Genomic DNA, 17,111 nt, shown 5'->3' on the forward strand with positions numbered 1-17,111 from the left:
CGGGGGGGGGGGGGGGGGGGGGGGGGCCCCCCCGCCGGGGGGGGGGGGGGGGGCTTTGCCCCCCCCGCGGGGGGGGGGGGGGGGGGGGGGGGGGGGGGGGTCGGGGGGGGGGGGGGGGGGGGGGGGGGGGGCCGGGGGGGGGGGGGGGGGGGGGCGGCCCCCCCCCCACCCCCCATCAGTCACTTCACTCCTTTGGGTGACAAGTTGGGGTGATCTGGTCCCTTCGGGGCATGTGGTCGACAGAATCGGACCGGTCTTTCGAGGCCGGTCCGATTTGTGTTGTCAGGGCCTGACTGGGGGGCCATCGGCATGATCCGTATCAAGGCTGGGGTTACCTGCGGGGCTCGGCTCCGGACTAGGCGACTGCGGGCCGCGCTCGTGGGGCGGAGGTGCCGGTTCCGGATCAGGAGTGCCGGGCCGGGGTGCCGGCGTCGACGTCGCCCGCCCGAGCGGCAGCCCGTCCGGCGTATCGAGCGGCAGCCGCGGCGACGGGTGCTCGCGCTGGCGCTGCCCACGGCGTGGGGCGCCTCGGCGATCACGTACAAGCTGGTCTGTCCGCTCGCCCAGCAGAGCGGGCTGGGGGCGCGGATCGTCACCAGTGCCGTTTTCTTCGCCGTCGGGACCGGGCTCATACTGCATGTCCGCCGGGCGCTCCTGCGGGAGTTGAGCCTTGCCAGGCAGGTCGCCGGGGCGGCGCAGAGCGTGCTGCTGCGTCCGTTGCCGCCGCGCATCGACGGGCTGAACGTCGCCGCCGCCCAGCTGTCCGCCGACCGGGGTGCCGTGGTAGGCGGTGACCTGTACGAGGTCATCGCCACCGAGTACGGCGTACGGGTCGTGATGGGCGACGTGCGCGGACACGGCATCGCCGCCATCGGGACCGTCGCCGCCGTCCTCGGAAGCTTCCGCGAGGCCGTGCACGACGAGGCCGAACTCGGCAGTGTCCTGCGGCGGTTGGAGCGGGCGCTGGCCCGGCACCTGGGCGAGCGGGCACGGGCCGCGCATCCCTCGGCCGGTCCCTCGGCCCTGCTCGACCCCGACAGTCCGGTCGCCGAGGAGTTCGTCACCGTACTGCTCCTGGAGATCCGCCGGGACGGTGAGGTGTGGGCCTTCAACTGCGGGCATCCGTCGCCGTATCTGCTCAGCGGCGGCCGTGCGGAGGCACTTACCTGCGGCGAGCCCCTGCCACCGCTCGGCCCGTTCCCCCTGCCCGCCGAACTGGCGCCCGCGCCGTGTGGCCGACTGCTCCCCGGCGAGACCCTGTTGCTCCACACGGACGGCGTGGAGGACGCGAGGGACACACATGGCCGGTTCTTTCCCCTGCCGGCCGTCCTGGCCGAGGCGGTACGCACCCAGCCGGTGTCCCCGCAGGCAGTACTCCGGGCCGTCTTCTCCCGCCTGCTCAGGCACACGAGCGGCCCCCCGACGGACGACGTAGCCGTACTGGTGCTGCGAAACGATCGCCGCCAGCTTCAGGGGCGCGGGGAACTGCGCGACAAGCCACGAACTACCGGCAGGCAACCCACAACCGAAGTTACCCCTGCCTAACGGGCCGGGCCGCCGCACTGTACGAGGGGGGAGCCGGCGGCCCGGCGGCCTCTTGCGAGGCATTTCAGTCAAGCCGATGGAAACTCTCCGCGACAGTGCGCACACGCTACGGATTCGCGCACTTCGATCACACCCCGTGTGAACGCGGACACACTACGCTGACGGACACGGCAGGCACCGTCGGCACCGAGCCACCGGAGGGCCCTCCATGCAGCCCAACACCCTGCTCGACGCGATTCTCGACGAGGCCGGCATCTCACACGCGGGACTCGCCGCGCACGTCAATCAGGCGGGCCGGGCACGTGGTCTCGCCCTGAGATACGAACACACCGCCGTCGCCCGGTGGTTGAAGGGGCAGCGTCCGCGCGGCCAGGTGCCCGACCTGATCTGCGAGGTGCTCGCCGCCCGGCTGCACCGCCCCGTCAGGCTGGACGACATCGGCCTCGGGGTGTCGGGCGACACCGCCGGTCCGCTCGGCGCGACCGGCACCTCGCTGTCCGGGTTCGTCGAGCGGGCGACCGCACTGTGGCGCTGCGACGAACAGCAGCGCCCGCACATCCTCGGCGCCCCCGCCGTCACCGGTACGCCCGCCGTGATGCCGGTGTGGGAGTGGGAGAACCCGCCCGAGGACGTCGACGTCTCGCGCGGCGGCCGGCACCGGGTCAGCATGGCCGACATCGAGATGCTCCGCTCGGCCCGCGCCCACTACGAGCAGATGTACCGCAAGGCCGGCGGCGTCGGGACCCGTACCCGGATCGTCGGCTTCCTGAACGCCGAGACCGCGCCCCTGCTGCGCGGCAGCTACACCGACGCCACCGGCCGCCAACTGCACCGGGCCACCGGCGGGTTGGTGGCGATCGCCGGCATCTGCGCGTACGACTCCGACGCCCACGGTCTCGCCCAGCGCTACTTCCATCAGGCGCTGCGACTGGCGAAGGCCAGTGGGGACCAGGGACTTGGGGCGTACGTCATCGCGCTGCTCGTCAACCAGGCGCTGTTCATGCGGGAGTTCCGGCAGGCCGTCGCCTTCGCGGAGGCCGCGCTGCGCGCCGCGGGCAGGCACATCACGCCGGCGCTCGCCTCCGACCTCTACGCGATGCAGGCCAAGGCGTACGCGCACCTGGGCGACGGCAGCAGCGCGCTGTCCTGCATCCGGCGGGCCGAGCAGGCCGCCGAACGCATCCGGCGCGGTCACGAACCCGACGAAACCGGCTATGTCCAGCCGGGGTTGGTCAACGTCCAGGTGGCGGAGGCGCTGCTGAGCCTCGGAGATCTGTCGGCGGCGGGGGAGCACGCGGTGGCCGCGGTGGACACCCCGGCGCACGACCGGGGCAGAGTGCACCGGCTCGCCATGCTCAGCCAGATCGAACTGCGCCGGGGAAACGCCGACAAGGCGGTGGCCACCGCGGTGCAGATGGCCGAACAGGCGCGCGGAATGGAGTCCCAGCGGCTGCGTGACAGACTCCGCGCGGTACGCGAACACCTGGTGCGCAACGGCTGCGCGGGCACGGCCGAGGCAGCCGAACTGATCGACGGGGCACTGCGCGTACCGCTCTAGACACCCTGCGCTGGACATCTTTGGCGCGCGGCTTCTCGGGTAACCGCGCGGTGAGTCGCATTCTGTGCGCCTGCTGTCAGCACACTCCTGCTGCCATATTGCCATCTATTCGGCGGAAGGTGGCAGAACCGTGCAGTGGACGAAGCAGAACGAACAAACTGTGTATGAAAATCGCTGGTTCAGGGTCAATCTGGCGGATGTCGAGTTACCGGACGGGCGGCATCTCGACCACTTCCTGATACGGCTGAGGCCCGTCGCCGTGGCCACGGTGGTGAACGAGGCCAACGAGGTACTCCTGCTGTGGCGGCACCGTTTCATCACCGACAGTTGGGGGTGGGAACTCGCGGCCGGGGTCGTGGAGGACGGTGAGGACATCGCCTTCGCGGCCGCCAGGGAACTGGAGGAGGAGACGGGCTGGCGACCGGGACCCCTGCGGCATCTCCTGAGTGTCGAGCCGTCCAACGGGCTCACCGATGCCCGGCACCACATCTACTGGGCCGAGGAGGGCGAGTACATCGGTCACCCCGTGGACGACTTCGAGTCGGACCGCCGGGAGTGGATCCCCCTCAAGCTGGTCCCCGACATGGTCGTCCGCGGCGAGGTCCCGGCCGCCAACATGGCGGCCGCGTTACTGCTGTTGCACCATCTCAGGCTCGGGCAGGACGCCTAGGCGGTTCGGCCAGTCGATCGGCCGGTTGATCCGGTCGGTCGGCCGGCCGATCGGTCAACGGCCGAGGGCCTGCCAGACCGTCACGGCCAGCGCCCCGAGGGCCGTGAGGGCTGCGACGGCCGGCAACGGCCATCGGGCGTGCTCCAGGTGGATGAGCCGGCTGCTCAGATCGTCGACTTCCTTGTCCGTCTCCTTCGTACGATGACTCAGCAGGGCCAGCCCTCCCTCGACGCGCGCGTACGCGACATCAAGGCGGCGGCGTAACTCTGCGAGTTCTCCATGGGCCACGGGATGCTCGGGGTCGGCGGTCACGTGTCCGCTCCTTTCCGTAGTCGTCACATCCCTTGCATGCGCATGAAGAGTCAACTCGCCTGGTGGGCGCGTGGGGAGAGTGTGCGAGGGGCATATGCGTGTCCGGGGCGCACACGGTGTGTGAATGCCGCGGGCCCGGCACTCCGAAGAGTGCCGGGCCCGCGTATGCCCGAGCGTGACGCTGGGTGATTTTCTGAAGGTGCCTATCCGTAGGTGTAGAAGCCCGAGCCGGACTTCCGGCCGAGCCGGCCCGCGTCGACCATGCGCTGGAGCAGCGGGGGAGCGGCGTACAGCGCATCCTTGTACTCCTCGTACATCGAGAACGCGACCGAGGCGACCGTGTCCAGGCCGATCAGGTCGGACAGCTTCAGCGGGCCCATCGGGTGGGCGCAGCCCAGCTCCATGCCGTTGTCGATGTCCTCGCGGCTGGCCATGCCCGACTCGAACATCCGGATCGCGGAGAGCAGATACGGGATCAGCAGGGCGTTCACCACGAAGCCCGAGCGGTCCTGGGCGCGGATCGCGTGCTTGCCGAGGGCCTTCTCGGCGAACAGCTGGGCGCGGGCCAGGGTGCCCTCGGAGGTGGTGAGCGCCGGGATCAGCTCGACGAGCTGCTGCACCGGGGCCGGGTTGAAGAAGTGGATGCCGACGACCTGGTCGGGCCGGGAGGTGGCGACGGCCAGCCTCACCAGGGGGATCGAGGAGGTGTTGGAGGCGAGGATCGCGTCCGGGCGGGTCACCACCTGGTCGAGCACCTGGAAGATCTCCGTCTTCACCTGCTCGTTCTCGACGACGGCCTCGATCACCAGATCGCGGTCCGCGAACTCGCCGAGGTCGGTGGTGAAACTGAGCCGCGCCAGCGCCTCGTCCCGCTCCTCCTCGGAGATCTTGCCGCGCTCGGCCGCCTTGGAAAGGGAGTTGATCAGCCGGGTGCGGCCGAACTCCAGGGCCTCGCCGGTGGTCTCGGCGACCTTTACGTCCAGCCCGGAGCGGGCGCACACCTCGGCGATGCCCGCTCCCATCTGGCCGCAGCCCACGACTCCGACGCGTGAGATGTCTCCCGCTGGGATGTCCGTCACATCGTCCCTTTCCCTGATGGTCCGGCGTTCGCAGGATCCCTGCGCCAAACCTGCACGTTACCTTCGGCGGCCCTTGCTCAATTGTCCGGGCCTCACATGGGAGTCTGGCCCGGGACGGGTGCGGACGGGCTGTGACTTGTCCGACACAGCACATGGCGGAGGTACGGAAATGAGTGGGAAGGCGCGCCACGCGCGCATATCACGGCGGGCGTTCGCCGTGACGGCCCTGTCGACGCTGGTGGCGGGCGGGGCGGTGGCGGGAGCCGCGCTCGCGGGCGCGGAACCGAGCCGGTCGGACGGCAAGGGCAAGCGGGCCACGCGCGAACTGCGCGGCATGTGGCTGGCGACGGTGGCCAACCGGGACTGGCCGTCGAAGCAGGGGCTGACCGCCTCCCAGCAGCGCGCCGAGCTGATCACCCACCTCGACACGGCGGTGAGCCGGCGCCTCAACGCCGTGTTCTTCCAGGTCCGTCCGACGGCAGACGCCCTGTGGCCCTCACCGTACGAGCCCTGGTCGCAGGTCCTCACCGGAACCCAGGGCAAGGACCCCGGCTGGGACCCGCTGGCCACGGCGGTCGAGGAGGCGCACGCTCGCGGTCTCGAACTGCACGCCTGGTTCAACCCGTACCGCATCGCCAACCACTCCGACCCCACCAAGCTCGTCGCCTCCCACCCGGCCCGCAAGCACCCGGACTGGGTGGTGCCGTACGGCGGGAAGCTGTACTACAACCCCGGTCTGCCGGAGGTCCGCCGCTTCGTCCAGGACGCGATGCTCGACGCGGTGGAGAAGTACGAGATCGACGGCGTCCACTGGGACGACTACTTCTACCCGTACCCGGTCGCCGGCCAGACCTTCGACGACGACGCCGCGTACGCGAACTACGGCGGGGGATTCCCCGACCGGGCGTCCTGGCGGCGCGACAACATAGACAAGCTGGTGCTGGAGACGGCCGCCCGCATCAAGGCCGTACGCCCCGGCACCAGCTTCGGGATCAGCCCCTTCGGCGTGTGGCGCAACGTGGCGACCGACTCGCTCGGCTCGGACACGCGGGCGGGTGTGCAGACGTACGACGACCTGTACGCGGACACCAGGAAATGGGTGCGGCAGAACTGGATCGACTACATCTGCCCGCAGATCTACTGGAACATCGGCTTCGCCGCGGCCGACTACGCGAAGTTGCTGCCCTGGTGGGCGGAGGTCGCGAAGGGCACAGGCACGAAGCTGTACGTCGGTGAGGCGCTGTACAAGGCGGGTGACCCGGCGCAGCCCGCGGCCTGGCAGGACCCGGCCGAGCTGTCCCGGCATCTGACCCTCGCCCGGGACCACCCCGAGGCGCGGGGGCACGTGTTCTTCTCGGCGAATGAAGTGGGCACCGACAAGATCGGGGCCATGGCGCGGGTGGTCGCCGACCACTACCAGCAGCCGGCGACGCCACCGCGCTGAAACTCGGCGTTCGCTATCGGTCGTTGTCCTTGTGGCGGACTTCGCAGTCGGGGCCGGGTGACATCACTGCCTCGTGCCCGTCCGGGAAGCGGACGCGGTACGGGGGAGTGCCTTCCTGGCCCAGTACCTCGACGACTTCCGATATCTGGTCGTGCTGGCCGACCACCCTGCCGTGCTGGACAAGGTGGTCGCCCACGGTTGCGCGCATCTGCGGGTCTCCTCTCGGCTCTCAGCCGCGTGCCCGCTGGGTGACGGCGATGCAGACCAGCACGGCCGCCGCTGTCAGCGGAGCGGCCGGTGTCAGCTGCTCGCCCAGCAGCAGGACCGACCACACCAGTGTGAGCAGGGGTTGCGCCAACTGCAACTGGCTGGCCTTCGGAATGCCGATCGCCGCCATGCCCCGGTACCAGACGACCAGGCCGAAGAACTGCGATCCCGCCGCCACCCACAGCAGCCCGGCAACGCTGTGCGCGGTGAGCTGAACGGGTTCGTACGAGAGGGCCAGGGCGGCGGCGGGCGCGGTGAGCGGCAGACACAGCACCAGAGCCCAGGCGATGACCTGCCAGCCCGGCATGACCCGGGCCAGCCTGCCCCCCTCGGTGTAGCCGGCCGCGCACACCAGCAGGGCGCCGAAGAGGTAGGCGTCGGCACTGGTCAGGGCACCGCCGCTCTGCTGGACGGTGAACGCGAGGACGGCCGCCGCGCCCGCGAGGGCCGCCGCCCAGAAGGTGCGCGAGGGGCGTGAGCCCATGCGCAGGGCCGAGAAGAGGGCCGTCGTCAGCGGCAGCAGGCCGACCACGACGGCGGCGTGCGCGGTGGTCGAGGTCTGCAGAGCGAGCGTGGTGAGGAGCGGAAAGCCGATCACCACGCCCGCGGCGACGACCGCGAGCCCCGCCCAGTGACGGCGCCCGGGCAGCGGCACACGCAGGGCCAGCAGACAGCCACCCGCGATCAGCGCCGCGAGGACGGACCGTACGGCCACCAGCGACCACGGGCCGAAGCCCTCCAGACCCCAGACGGTGGCCGGGAAGGTGAGCGAGAAGGCGGTGACCCCGAGAGCGGCCTGGATCGTGCCTGCGCCTGGGGATTCCGGGGAGAGGGGGCCGTTGACCGCTATCCCGGTCGGGGCAGTAGCGCTATCCTGTGCTCTCATGCAGGAGCGTAGCAGTGTGGGCGAACTGGCTAGTCAGCTGCGACAAGAACTGAACCGCTACTCACCTGGCGGAAAGCTGCCATCGAGCCGGGCACTGGTGGAGCGCTTCCGGGTGAGCCCGGTGACCGTCTCCCGGGCGCTCGCGCAACTGGCCGCCGAGGGCCTGGTGGTGACCCGGCCGGGAGCAGGCGCGTACCGCGCCCGGCCACGCGCCACTCCCGCCCCCACCGGGGACACCTCCTGGCAGGAGGTCGCCCTCAGTGCGGACGGCGCCGCCGATCTCGTACCGCGCACGGTGAACGCCGCCGGTGTCGTCGTCTCGCTCGCCGCGCCGCCGCCCGGTGTGATCGAGTTCAACGGCGGCTATCTGCACCCCTCGCTCCAGCCCGAGCGGGCGATGGCGGCGGCCCTGGCGCGGGCCGGACGCCGGCCCGGGGCCTGGGGCCGGCCGGCCCTGGACGGGCTGCCGGAGCTGCGCGAGTGGTTCGCGCGGGGTATCGGTGGCGGCGTCACGGCCGCTGAAGTGCTGATCGCGGCTGGCGGTCAGTCGGCGCTGACGACCGCCCTGCGCGCCCTCGCACCGCCCGGCGCGCCGGTACTGGTCGAGTCACCCACCTACCCCGGCATGCTGGCGATCGCCCGCGCGGCCGGCCTGCGCCCGGTGCCGGTCCCGGTGGACGCGGACGGCGTACGCCCGGCGCTGCTGGCCGACGCGTTCCGGGCGACCGGCGCCCGCGTCTTCGTCTGCCAGCCCCTGTTCCAGAACCCGACCGGGGCGGTGCTCGCGCCCGAACGGCGCGGCGAGGTCCTGCGGATCGCCCGCGAGGCCGGCGCCTTCGTGATCGAGGACGACTTCGTACGGCGGCTGGTGCATGAGGACGCGGGGCCGCTGCCGCGTCCGCTCGCCGCCCAGGACCCCGACGGTGTGGTCGTGCACGTCGGCTCGCTCACCAAGGCGACCTCGCCGAGCTTCAGGGTGAGCGCGCTCGCCGCCCGCGGCCCGGTACTGGAACGGCTGCGCGCCATCCAGATCGTCGACACCTTCTTCGTGCCCCGGCCGCTGCAGGAGGCGGCACTCGAACTCGTCGGCTCACCGGCCTGGCCCCGCCATCTGCGCGCGGTGTCGACGGAGTTGAGGATCCGTCGGGAAGCCATGACCTCCGCCCTGCTCATCGCTCTCCCTCAACTGGCCCTGCCTCACATCCCGTCGGGCGGCTATCACCTCTGGCTCCGCCTCCCCGACGGCGCGGACGAGTCCGCCCTCGTCGCGGGAGCGTTGCGGGCGGGCGTCGCGATCGCCCCCGGTCGCCCCTACTTCAGCGCCGAACCCCCCGCGCCCTACGTGCGGTTGAGCTTCGCGGCGGTCGCGGGGGTGGGGGAGATCGGGGAGGGGGTACGGAGGCTGCGTACGGCCTGTGACGATGTCTTGTGACATGGGGTGGGCGCACGGGAAAACAGTTCGACAGCGGCGGGCGCGGCCTGTGAACCTCCCGCCATGAGCGACGACGTGCCCGCCCTCCCCGAGGGCTACGAGATCTCCACCGACCCCGCCCGCGTCGATGTCGACCGGGTGCACGGCTGGCTGTCGACCGATGCCTACTGGGCGCTGGAGCGGCCCCGGGCGACGTTCGACGGGGTGATCGCGCACTCGCTCAACTTCGGTGTGTACGACACGGCGTCGGGCGAACAGGTGGCGTACGCGCGGGTGGTGACGGATCACGGGCTGTTCGCGTGGCTGTGCGATGTGTATGTCGACCGGTCGGTGCGGGGCACCGGGGTCGGTACGGCGATGGTGCGTCAGGTGCGCGATCACCTCGGGGCGCTCGGGGTCCGCCGCATCCTGCTCGCCACCCACGACGCGCACGGCGTCTACGAGAAGATCGGTTTCAAGCCGCTCGACAAGCCCGACCAGTGGATGGCGCTCCACTTCGCGTGAAGCCTTCGTGGGGGCGGTGTAAAGCCTCTGTAGTGATCGGGAGATGGTCGGCGCGTACCCTCCATAACTCCTGAGTAACGCCTCTTGACCTGCGTACTTTCGCGGCTCACCATCGCCGCATGCAACTTCGGGTCACCTTCGTCGCCGCCGCGCGCAGCTCCCCGCTGCTCGCGGAGCGCTTCGACGACGACCGGCCGCTGGACCAGGCCGGCTGGGACGAGGTGCAGCGCGCCGCCCACGATCTGGTGCCGCTGGCGGCGGCCGAACTGCGGTACTGCTCGCCGACGCCCCGCAGCCGTGCGACCGGGGACGCCCTGGGCTACGGGCCGCTCGTCCAGCTCGCTCTGCGCGACTGCGACATGGGCCGCTGGCGCGGGCTCACCCTCGGCGAGGCGATGGCCCGGGAGCCCGACGCGGTCGACGCCTGGCTCGCCGATCCGCGGGCCACTCCTCACGGCGGCGAGTCGCTGCTGGACTTCATCTCCCGCGTCGGAGGCTGGCTCGACACCCGGCCCCTGGACGACGGCGGCCGGATCGTCGCGGTGGCCGAGCCCTCGGTCATCCGGGCCGCCCTGGTCTACGCCCTGAAGGCCCCGCCCTCGACGTACTGGAACCTCGACGTCCGCCCGTTGTCCAGGACTGTCGTCACGGGCCGTACGGGCCGCTGGAACCTCCGCTTCGAGAGCGTGTTCCCTCAGTCGGCGCGGGCGTAGCCGGTGGTGAGGACGAGGTTCTTGGCGGGGCCTCCGACCCGCCACACCGTGCGCCAGCGGTCCGCGTCCAGGACCGTGAACTCGCCACGGTAGAGATCGGCCGCGCAGGGGTGGTCCGTGACCCATCGGCCCGTGGTCAGGTCCAGGTCGTGGAACGGGCGGTCGTCGGCGAAACGGACGTCCGCCGTGCCCGGGGCGCTGCCAGGGAGGAAACGGAGTGTCCGCTCGGCGGGCCGGGCGGTGCCCTGCCACACGAACGTGCCTGACTCGTGGTGCAGCAGACCGTCTCCGTGCAACGGGCTGAACGTTGTCGTGCCGGTGAAAGTCCCCTCGTCCGTGCTCGCCAGGTCCCGCACGGTCCGCGTAACCCGCCAACTCCCCGCCAGATACAGCAGCGCATCGGCTACTGGCCGGAACTCGCCCACGCCGCCGCCTTCTCCGAAACATTCGAGTTCGTGCGCCCCATTGACGCACTTCAATCACATACCTATCTTGCCGTTCGAAGTGCTGATCATTGTCCGGTATTTCGAATGCATCGACAGAGCCGCGGAGTATCCATGTCAAGCACACGCACCCGCTGGAGACTAGGTCTCACGGCCACCGCACTCCTGGTGGTCTCGGCGGTCGTTCCCGCCCCGGCCAACGCCGAGGACGTCACCGACTACGCCATCACCGTGGACCCGGCCGCCAAGGGCGCCAAGATCGACGACACGATGTACGGCGTCTTCTTCGAGGACATCAACCGCGCCGCCGACGGCGGTCTGTACGCCGAACTCGTGCAGAACCGGTCCTTCGAGTACTCCACCGCCGACAACCGCTCGTACACGCCCCTCACCTCCTGGGCCGTCAGCGGTACGGGGACGGCCCTGAACGACGACGGGCGCCTGAACGCCCGTAACCGCACCTACCTCTCCCTGGACGCCGGTTCGGCCGTCACCAACTCGGGCTACAACACCGGGATCAGGGTCGAGGACGGCAAGAAGTACGACTTCTCCGTCTGGGCCCGCGCCGACCAGGCCGGCGCACTCACCGTCTCCCTCACCGACGCCGGGGGCACCCTCGGCGAGGCCCGCCAGGTCGCGGTGAAGGGCGGCTGGGCCGAGTACCGGGCGCGGTTCACCGCGACCCGCTCCAGCTCCGCCGGGCGGCTGACGGTCGCGACGGACAACTCCGTTGCCCTGGACATGATTTCACTGATGCCCCGGGACACGTACAAGGGGCACGGGCTGCGCAAGGACCTCGCCGACAAGGTCGCCGCGCTCGACCCCGGCTTCGTGCGCTTCCCGGGTGGCTGCCTGGTCAACACCGGGTCCATGCAGGACTACAGCGAGGCGTCCAACTGGGAACGCCGGCGCTCGTACCAGTGGAAGGACACCATCGGGCCGGTCGAGGAGCGCGCGACCAACTCCAACTTCTGGGGATACAACCAGAGTTACGGACTCGGCTACTACGAGTACTTCCAGTTCTCGGAGGACATGGGCGCGATGCCGCTGCCCGTCGTCCCGGCGCTGGTCACCGGCTGCGGGCAGAACCAGGCCGTCGTCGACGAGGCGCTGCTCAAGCGGCACATCCAGGACGCCCTCGACCTCATCGAGTTCGCCAACGGTCCCGTGACGAGCGAGTGGGGCCGCAAGCGGGCGCAGATGGGCCACCCCAAGCCCTTCCACCTCACCCACATCGAGGTGGGCAACGAGGAGAACCTCCCCAACGAGTTCTTCGCCCGCTTCACGGAGTTCCGGACCGCCATCGAGGCCACGTACCCGGACATCACGATCATCTCCAACTCCGGTCCGGACGACAGCGGTTCGACCTTCGACACCGCCTGGAAGCTCAACCGGGACGCCGACGTCGACATGGTCGACGAGCACTACTACAACAGCCCGCAGTGGTTCCTCCAGAACAACGACCGCTACGACTCCTACGACCGCAGCGGTCCCAAGGTCTTCCTCGGGGAGTACGCCTCCCAGGGCAACACCTTCAAGAACGCCCTCACCGAGGCCGCGTTCATGACCGGTCTGGAGCGCAACGCGGACGTCGTCAAGCTCGCCTCGTACGCCCCGCTGCTGGCCAACGAGGACTACGTGCAGTGGCGCCCGGACATGATCTGGTTCAACAACCACGCGTCCTGGGGCTCGGCCTCGTACGAGGTGCAGAAGCTGTTCATGACCAACGTCGGCGACCGCGTGGTGCCCACCACCGCCACCGGCACGCCCTCCGTGAGCGGCCCGATCTCCGGCGCCGTCGGCCTGTCGACGTGGGCGACCACGGCGGCGTACGACGATGTGAAGGTCACCGGCGCGGACGGCACGGCGCTGCTGAGCGACGACTTCTCGGGTGACGCCTCCCGGTGGACCCATAGCGGGGGCGGGAGTTGGGCGGTCCAGGACGGGCAGTACGTCCAGACGGACGTCGCCGCCGAGAACACCATGGTCTCCGCGGGCGACCCCGCCTGGCACGACTACGACCTGCAGGTGAAGGCCACCAAGAAGGCCGGCAAGGAGGGCTTCCTCGTCGCCTTCGGCGTCAAGGACACCGGCAACTACTACTGGTGGAACCTGGGCGGCTGGAACAACACCCAGTCCGCCGTCGAACAGGCCACGGACGGCGGCAAGTCGACGCTCATGTCGAAGGCCGGCTCGATCGAGACGGGCCGCGCCTACGACATCGAGGTCAAGGTGCGGGGCCGTCAGGTCACCATGTACCTCGACGGCCAGGAGTGGGGCAGCTTCACCGACGACAAGCCGGCCGAGCCGTTCCGTCAGATCGTCACCAGGGACGCGAAGACCGGCGACCTGATCGTCAAGGTGGTCAACGCCCAGGCGGCGCAGGCCCGTACGACGATCGACCTCGGCCGTACGAAGGTCAGGTCCAAGGCCGCGGTGACCACGCTGGCCGCCGCACCGGACGCGGTGAACAGCGAGACGGCGACCCCGGTCGCGCCGGTGAGGTCGACGTTCAAGGGCGTCGCGAGCAAGTTCACGTACACGTTCCCGGCGAACTCCGTGACCTTCCTGCGCATCAAGAAGGGGTGACCAAGAAGACTGAGGTGGGCTGATAGGACGGGCGGTTCAGGTGCCGGAGGGTGCCTGGGCCGCCCGTCCCCGGTTCGGCCTGTCAGCCGGGGGCCGCGACGAACGCCCCGTCGACGAGCACCGGCACGACGGCGCTCGTGTCCGTCTCCGTGGCGATCGCCACGTCCTCGGGGAAGCCACCGGCGACCAGTTCCCGGCCCGAGGCGCTCGTGAGCACGCAGGCGGCGACGTCCGGGGAGGCGGTGAATGCGGTGGCGACCGTACCGGCCTCGGGCGAAAGGGACGTACGACCGCTGCCGTGGCCGTCCAGCGAGGCGATCACGGCGCCTGCCCCCAACAGGTCCTCCAGGGCCGGTCGGAGACTGCCGTCGGGCCACCGCTCACCGGCGGCGATCACACCGACCGGCCGCTCGGCGGTCCCGTACCCCTGCTCGGCGAGCCAGGCGCCGACGGCGGTGCCGTTGCGCAGACAGGCGGCCACCACCGTCGTCGTGTCGCCGGCCGCCGCCGAGATGGCCGAGCCGTTGGGGGACGGGAGCACCAGCCGGGCGGCGAAGGGTGCGCGGCGCAGTGCCGCCGGGGAGAGCGACCAGGGTGTGTCGGGGCCCACCGAGCGACGGCCGACGGCCAGCCGGGCGTCCCGCTGCTCGGCGAAGGCCGTGGCCGTGTCGTCGCGCCACGGGTACGGGAAGACGTGGGAGCCGGCCTCGACGGCGACCGAGACCGACGTCGTGAACGACAGCACATCGACGACCACCAGGCAGGACACCTCACGGGCGAGGTGCCGCGCGCCCGCAGGCCCCCACTCGAAGCGGACCCCGTAAGCGGACTGGAGAAAGTCCTCACGCATATCGGTGATCGTCCCATGCGGTGACCTGGCCGGTCCGTTCTATGTGGTCAACCGCCTTATGAGGTCGACCCAGGTGGCCTGTAGGCGGGCGACGGCCACTCCGTGCTCCTCGCGCAGATGGTCCGCCGCCTCGAAGCTCAAGAAGGCGAGCAGGGCGTGGGCGAGCATGTCGTGGTCGCTGTCAAGTCCCGCCTGGCTGAGGAGAGTTGAGAGGTGGCCGTGGAAGGACCGGCCGCTGTCCGAGGCGGCGCGGCGCGCGTAGGGGACCTGGCGTCCCAGGGCGGCGCCCAGGTCCGCGTCGGTGGTGATACGTCCGAGGAGGGCGCAGCCGAACGCCGCCAGCCGTTCCGCCGCGGGCGCTCCGGGTCCCAGTGGGGGAGGACCTGTGGTGTACGCCTCCTGGAAATCCGCTTCGGCTTCGTCGAGGAGGGCGAGCAGGAGGCCGTCGCGGTCGCCGAACCGGCGAAAGAGCGTGCCCTTGCCCACGCCGGCCGCTTCGGCGACCTCCCGCATCGTCACGTGCTCAGGTCCCCGTTCGGCGACCAGCAGTGCCGCCGCCTCCAGCAGGCGGGCGCGGTTGCGGGCGGCATCCGATCTCTCGGCGGTGACGCCGGCCGACGCGTGGTCCGGCGTTTCCGGCACGGTTCACTCCGTGGGGTGTCGACCCGGACGATCAGGACGGCTTCGGCGGTCGGTACGCCGTCCGGGTGGCTCGGTTTCGTGTCCTGGGGGCCATCACCGGCCGGTGCGGCAGGGGATGGCCCCGGCGAGGGGCGGTTCTACAGGGCGTTCAGCAGGGACGGTTTCTCATTATTCGGGGGTGTGCGGGGTTCAGATGGTGGCCGGGGCGCCGGCCGGAGTGCCTTTCGAGAGGTCGGCGGCCTGGCTGTCGGTCTTGGGTCGGCCGAGCATCAGGAGCGAGACGGCTGCGGCGAGGGCGACCGCAGCGGCGCCGACCCAGAGTGCCGGGATCAGTCCGTCCACGAACGTGGACGCGGATTCGTAGCCGCCCTGGGCGGAGAAGACGGCGGCCAGGGTGGCTACGCCGATGGCGCCGCCGACCTCGCGGATGGCGTTGTTGGCGCCGGAGGCGATGCCTTCCTCCTCGGGGCGGACGGTGCTCATGACGAGGTTCGCGCTGGGCGCGAAGAACATGCCCAAGCCGACTCCGCAGACGATCAAGGCGGGCAGCAGGGAGGTGTACGACACGTCAGGTCCGACGACCATCGCCCAGAGCCCCAGGCCCACGGCGTTGAGGGCCATGCCCACCGCGACGACGGGGGCACCGCCGATGCGGTCGGAGACCGCGCCTGCGATGGGTCCGGCGATCATCGGCATGGCGGTCCAGGGCAGCATGCGCACGCCGGCTTCCATGGGTGAGTAGCCGCCGACGGTCTGCAGGTACTGGCTGAGGAGGAAGATCGACCCGAACATGCCCAGCAGCATCAGCAGGCTGGCCGCGTTGATGGCGCTGAAGGCGCGGTGGCGGAAGAGGCGCATCGGCAGCATGGGGTTCTCGACGCGCTGTTCCCACAGGACGAAGGCGATGAGCAGGGCAGGGCCCGCTATGAAACCGCCCAGTACCGGGGTGCTGGTCCAGCCGTCGACGTTGCCGCGGATCAGGGCGTAGACGATGCCGAACAGACCGCCGCTGGCCAGGGCCGTGCCGACGAGGTCGAGGCTCGGGTTCGGGCCGTGGCTCTCCTTGAGCCGCAGCAGGGCGAGCGGCATCAGGATCAGGCCGAGCGGGACGTTCACCCAGAAGATCCACTGCCAGGAGAGGTGCTCGGTGAGCGCGCCGCCGATCAGGGGTCCGGTGGCGACGGCGACGCCGCTGGCCGCGCCCCAGATACCGAATGCCGCGCCGCGCCGCTCGGGCGGAACGGCGGCCGACAGCAGGGTGAGCGTCAGGGGCGTCACGATGGCGGCCCCGACGCCCTGCGCCGCTCGGGCGGCGATGAGTTCGTTCATGCCCGGGGCGAGCGCGGCCGCGGCGGAGGCGGCGGTGAAGATTCCCATTCCGAGGACGAACAGCCGTCGCCGCCCGAACCGGTCACCCAGCGAGGCGCCGAACATCAGCAGGACCGCGAAGGTGAGGGTGTAGGCGCTCACCGTCCATTCGAGGTCCTCCAGTGCGCCGCCGAGGTCCTCACGGATGGAGGGCAGGGCGGTGGTGACGATCAGGTTGTCGAGCGCGGTGATGAACCCGGCCGCGCTGGTGATGACGATGGCCCAGAAGGCGGAGCCGCTCCGGGCGGGCTGCTGGGGTTGCTGCTGTGACATGGCTTTCCTATGTCGGACGGAAGGGGGTGACGGATCAACAGAGGGCAGACCGGGCGGCTCAGCTCGCTGATACCGGGCGCGGAGCTGCGTCCGCGTCGGACGGTGCCGTGCATGTCGCCGCCCCGACCAGGATCGGAGCGATGGGGATGCCGGCGGTCGGGCAGGCGGTACTGGGAGGCTTCGGTGGCGGGTCGACGGCCGTCGCCGTGGCGTCCTCCTGCCGGTGGGGCGCGCGTGCGGTGATCGCGCCTGACGCTACGGGCGGAGGACCGGCAGCGAATCCGTCACCGTATCGGTCATGGAGTTGCTGAATGCGGGGACCGCACCGCGGTCGCCGGCGTTGGGCTTCGTCGAGCTCGGGTGCCGGGCGGAAGCCGACGACGGGGGAGCGGGTATCTGCGGCCCGGGTGCATGGAGGCGGAGACCGATCCGGCGCCTTTGGGGAGGAGGCATCGGATGCCGGGGATCACGGCAGGGGCGCAACCCGGCGTCGACGACTTCGTGCTCACGCTTGCAGGTAAGGGCAGTAACTGCTG

General features: G+C 70.7%; 16 protein-coding genes. 8 read left to right on the forward strand and 8 right to left on the reverse strand.

Annotated features, from left to right (window positions below):
* Positions 1–501 precede the first annotated feature (501 nt).
* The 3 genes from ACH4TV_RS18835 to ACH4TV_RS18845 all read left to right on the forward strand — a co-directional run bounded on the left by ACH4TV_RS18835 (position 502) and on the right by ACH4TV_RS18845 (position 3,773).
* Positions 502–1,545 (forward strand): PP2C family protein-serine/threonine phosphatase, encoded by a 1,044-nt coding sequence (locus ACH4TV_RS18835; protein ID WP_398399764.1) that lies wholly within the window; start codon positions 502–504, stop codon positions 1,543–1,545.
* Between the two features lie 208 nt (positions 1,546–1,753).
* Entirely contained in the window at positions 1,754–3,103 is a 1,350-nt protein-coding gene (locus ACH4TV_RS18840; RefSeq protein WP_398399378.1) for a transcriptional regulator, read from the forward strand.
* Positions 3,104–3,233: 130 nt separating this feature from the next.
* Positions 3,234–3,773, forward strand: coding sequence for an NUDIX hydrolase (locus ACH4TV_RS18845; RefSeq protein ID WP_398399380.1), 540 nt, complete (start codon positions 3,234–3,236; stop codon positions 3,771–3,773).
* 54 nt (positions 3,774–3,827) lie between these two features.
* Here ACH4TV_RS18845 and ACH4TV_RS18850 read toward each other — a convergent pair whose 3' ends face one another.
* A complete protein-coding gene (locus ACH4TV_RS18850; protein WP_398399381.1) occupies positions 3,828–4,085 on the reverse strand; it encodes a hypothetical protein in 258 nt (85 codons plus the stop codon).
* Between the two features lie 203 nt (positions 4,086–4,288).
* A complete protein-coding gene (locus tag ACH4TV_RS18855) occupies positions 4,289–5,164 on the reverse strand; it encodes a 3-hydroxybutyryl-CoA dehydrogenase (RefSeq protein ID WP_398399383.1) in 876 nt (291 codons plus the stop codon).
* Positions 5,165–5,333: 169 nt separating this feature from the next.
* Here ACH4TV_RS18855 and ACH4TV_RS18860 point away from each other — a divergent pair, with 169 nt between their 5' ends.
* Positions 5,334–6,608, forward strand: a complete 1,275-nt coding sequence (locus tag ACH4TV_RS18860; protein WP_398399385.1) for a glycoside hydrolase family 10 protein — start codon at positions 5,334–5,336, stop codon at positions 6,606–6,608.
* A gap of 13 nt (positions 6,609–6,621) precedes the next feature.
* Here the strand turns inward: ACH4TV_RS18860 and ACH4TV_RS18865 are convergent, their stop codons facing one another.
* Both ACH4TV_RS18865 and ACH4TV_RS18870 read right to left on the reverse strand, forming a co-directional pair.
* Positions 6,622–6,816 carry a DUF1918 domain-containing protein gene (locus tag ACH4TV_RS18865; RefSeq protein ID WP_398399386.1) on the reverse strand — a complete coding sequence of 65 codons (195 nt, stop codon included), beginning with the start codon at positions 6,814–6,816 and terminating at the stop codon, positions 6,622–6,624.
* 21 nt (positions 6,817–6,837) lie between these two features.
* Positions 6,838–7,761: a DMT family transporter gene (locus tag ACH4TV_RS18870; RefSeq protein WP_398399388.1), complete on the reverse strand. Its 924-nt coding sequence runs from the start codon at positions 7,759–7,761 to the stop codon at positions 6,838–6,840.
* On the opposite strand from ACH4TV_RS18870, the gene ACH4TV_RS18875 reads away from it, so the two are divergent.
* From ACH4TV_RS18875 to ACH4TV_RS18885, 3 genes are all read left to right on the forward strand, one after another.
* Positions 7,760–9,193 (forward strand): PLP-dependent aminotransferase family protein, encoded by a 1,434-nt coding sequence (locus ACH4TV_RS18875; RefSeq protein ID WP_398399390.1) that lies wholly within the window; start codon positions 7,760–7,762, stop codon positions 9,191–9,193. The two genes, ACH4TV_RS18870 and ACH4TV_RS18875, sit on opposite strands and share 2 nt — an antisense overlap.
* A 63-nt stretch (positions 9,194–9,256) precedes the next feature.
* On the forward strand, positions 9,257–9,697 hold the full coding sequence (locus tag ACH4TV_RS18880) for a GNAT family N-acetyltransferase (RefSeq protein WP_398399392.1): 441 nt from the start codon (positions 9,257–9,259) through the stop codon (positions 9,695–9,697).
* A 119-nt stretch (positions 9,698–9,816) separates the two neighbouring features.
* The gene (locus ACH4TV_RS18885; protein WP_398399394.1) at positions 9,817–10,410 is read left to right on the forward strand and encodes a histidine phosphatase family protein; all 594 of its coding nucleotides are present in this window, start codon (positions 9,817–9,819) and stop codon (positions 10,408–10,410) included.
* Here the strand turns inward: ACH4TV_RS18885 and ACH4TV_RS18890 are convergent.
* Positions 10,392–10,835 (reverse strand): DUF6314 family protein, encoded by a 444-nt coding sequence (locus ACH4TV_RS18890; RefSeq protein WP_398399396.1) that lies wholly within the window; start codon positions 10,833–10,835, stop codon positions 10,392–10,394. The genes ACH4TV_RS18885 and ACH4TV_RS18890 overlap by 19 nt on opposite strands.
* Positions 10,836–10,967: 132 nt before the next feature.
* Here ACH4TV_RS18890 and ACH4TV_RS18895 point away from each other — a divergent pair, with 132 nt between their 5' ends.
* On the forward strand, positions 10,968–13,442 hold the full coding sequence (locus tag ACH4TV_RS18895) for an alpha-L-arabinofuranosidase C-terminal domain-containing protein (RefSeq protein WP_398399398.1): 2,475 nt from the start codon (positions 10,968–10,970) through the stop codon (positions 13,440–13,442).
* 82 nt (positions 13,443–13,524) lie between these two features.
* On the opposite strand, the gene ACH4TV_RS18900 is transcribed toward ACH4TV_RS18895, so the two are convergent.
* The 3 genes from ACH4TV_RS18900 to ACH4TV_RS18910 form a co-directional block, all read right to left on the reverse strand.
* Entirely contained in the window at positions 13,525–14,292 is a 768-nt protein-coding gene (locus ACH4TV_RS18900) for a 2-phosphosulfolactate phosphatase (RefSeq protein WP_398399400.1), read from the reverse strand.
* 39 nt (positions 14,293–14,331) lie between these two features.
* Positions 14,332–14,934 carry a TetR/AcrR family transcriptional regulator gene (locus tag ACH4TV_RS18905; RefSeq protein WP_398399402.1) on the reverse strand — a complete coding sequence of 201 codons (603 nt, stop codon included), beginning with the start codon at positions 14,932–14,934 and terminating at the stop codon, positions 14,332–14,334.
* Positions 14,935–15,123: 189 nt separating this feature from the next.
* On the reverse strand, positions 15,124–16,575 hold the full coding sequence (locus ACH4TV_RS18910; RefSeq protein ID WP_398399403.1) for a DHA2 family efflux MFS transporter permease subunit: 1,452 nt from the start codon (positions 16,573–16,575) through the stop codon (positions 15,124–15,126).
* Between the last annotated feature and the right edge of the window lie 536 nt (positions 16,576–17,111).

Source organism: Streptomyces sp. NPDC020898, from assembly GCF_044333925.1.
In the GTDB taxonomy this organism is placed as follows: domain Bacteria; phylum Actinomycetota; class Actinomycetes; order Streptomycetales; family Streptomycetaceae; genus Streptomyces.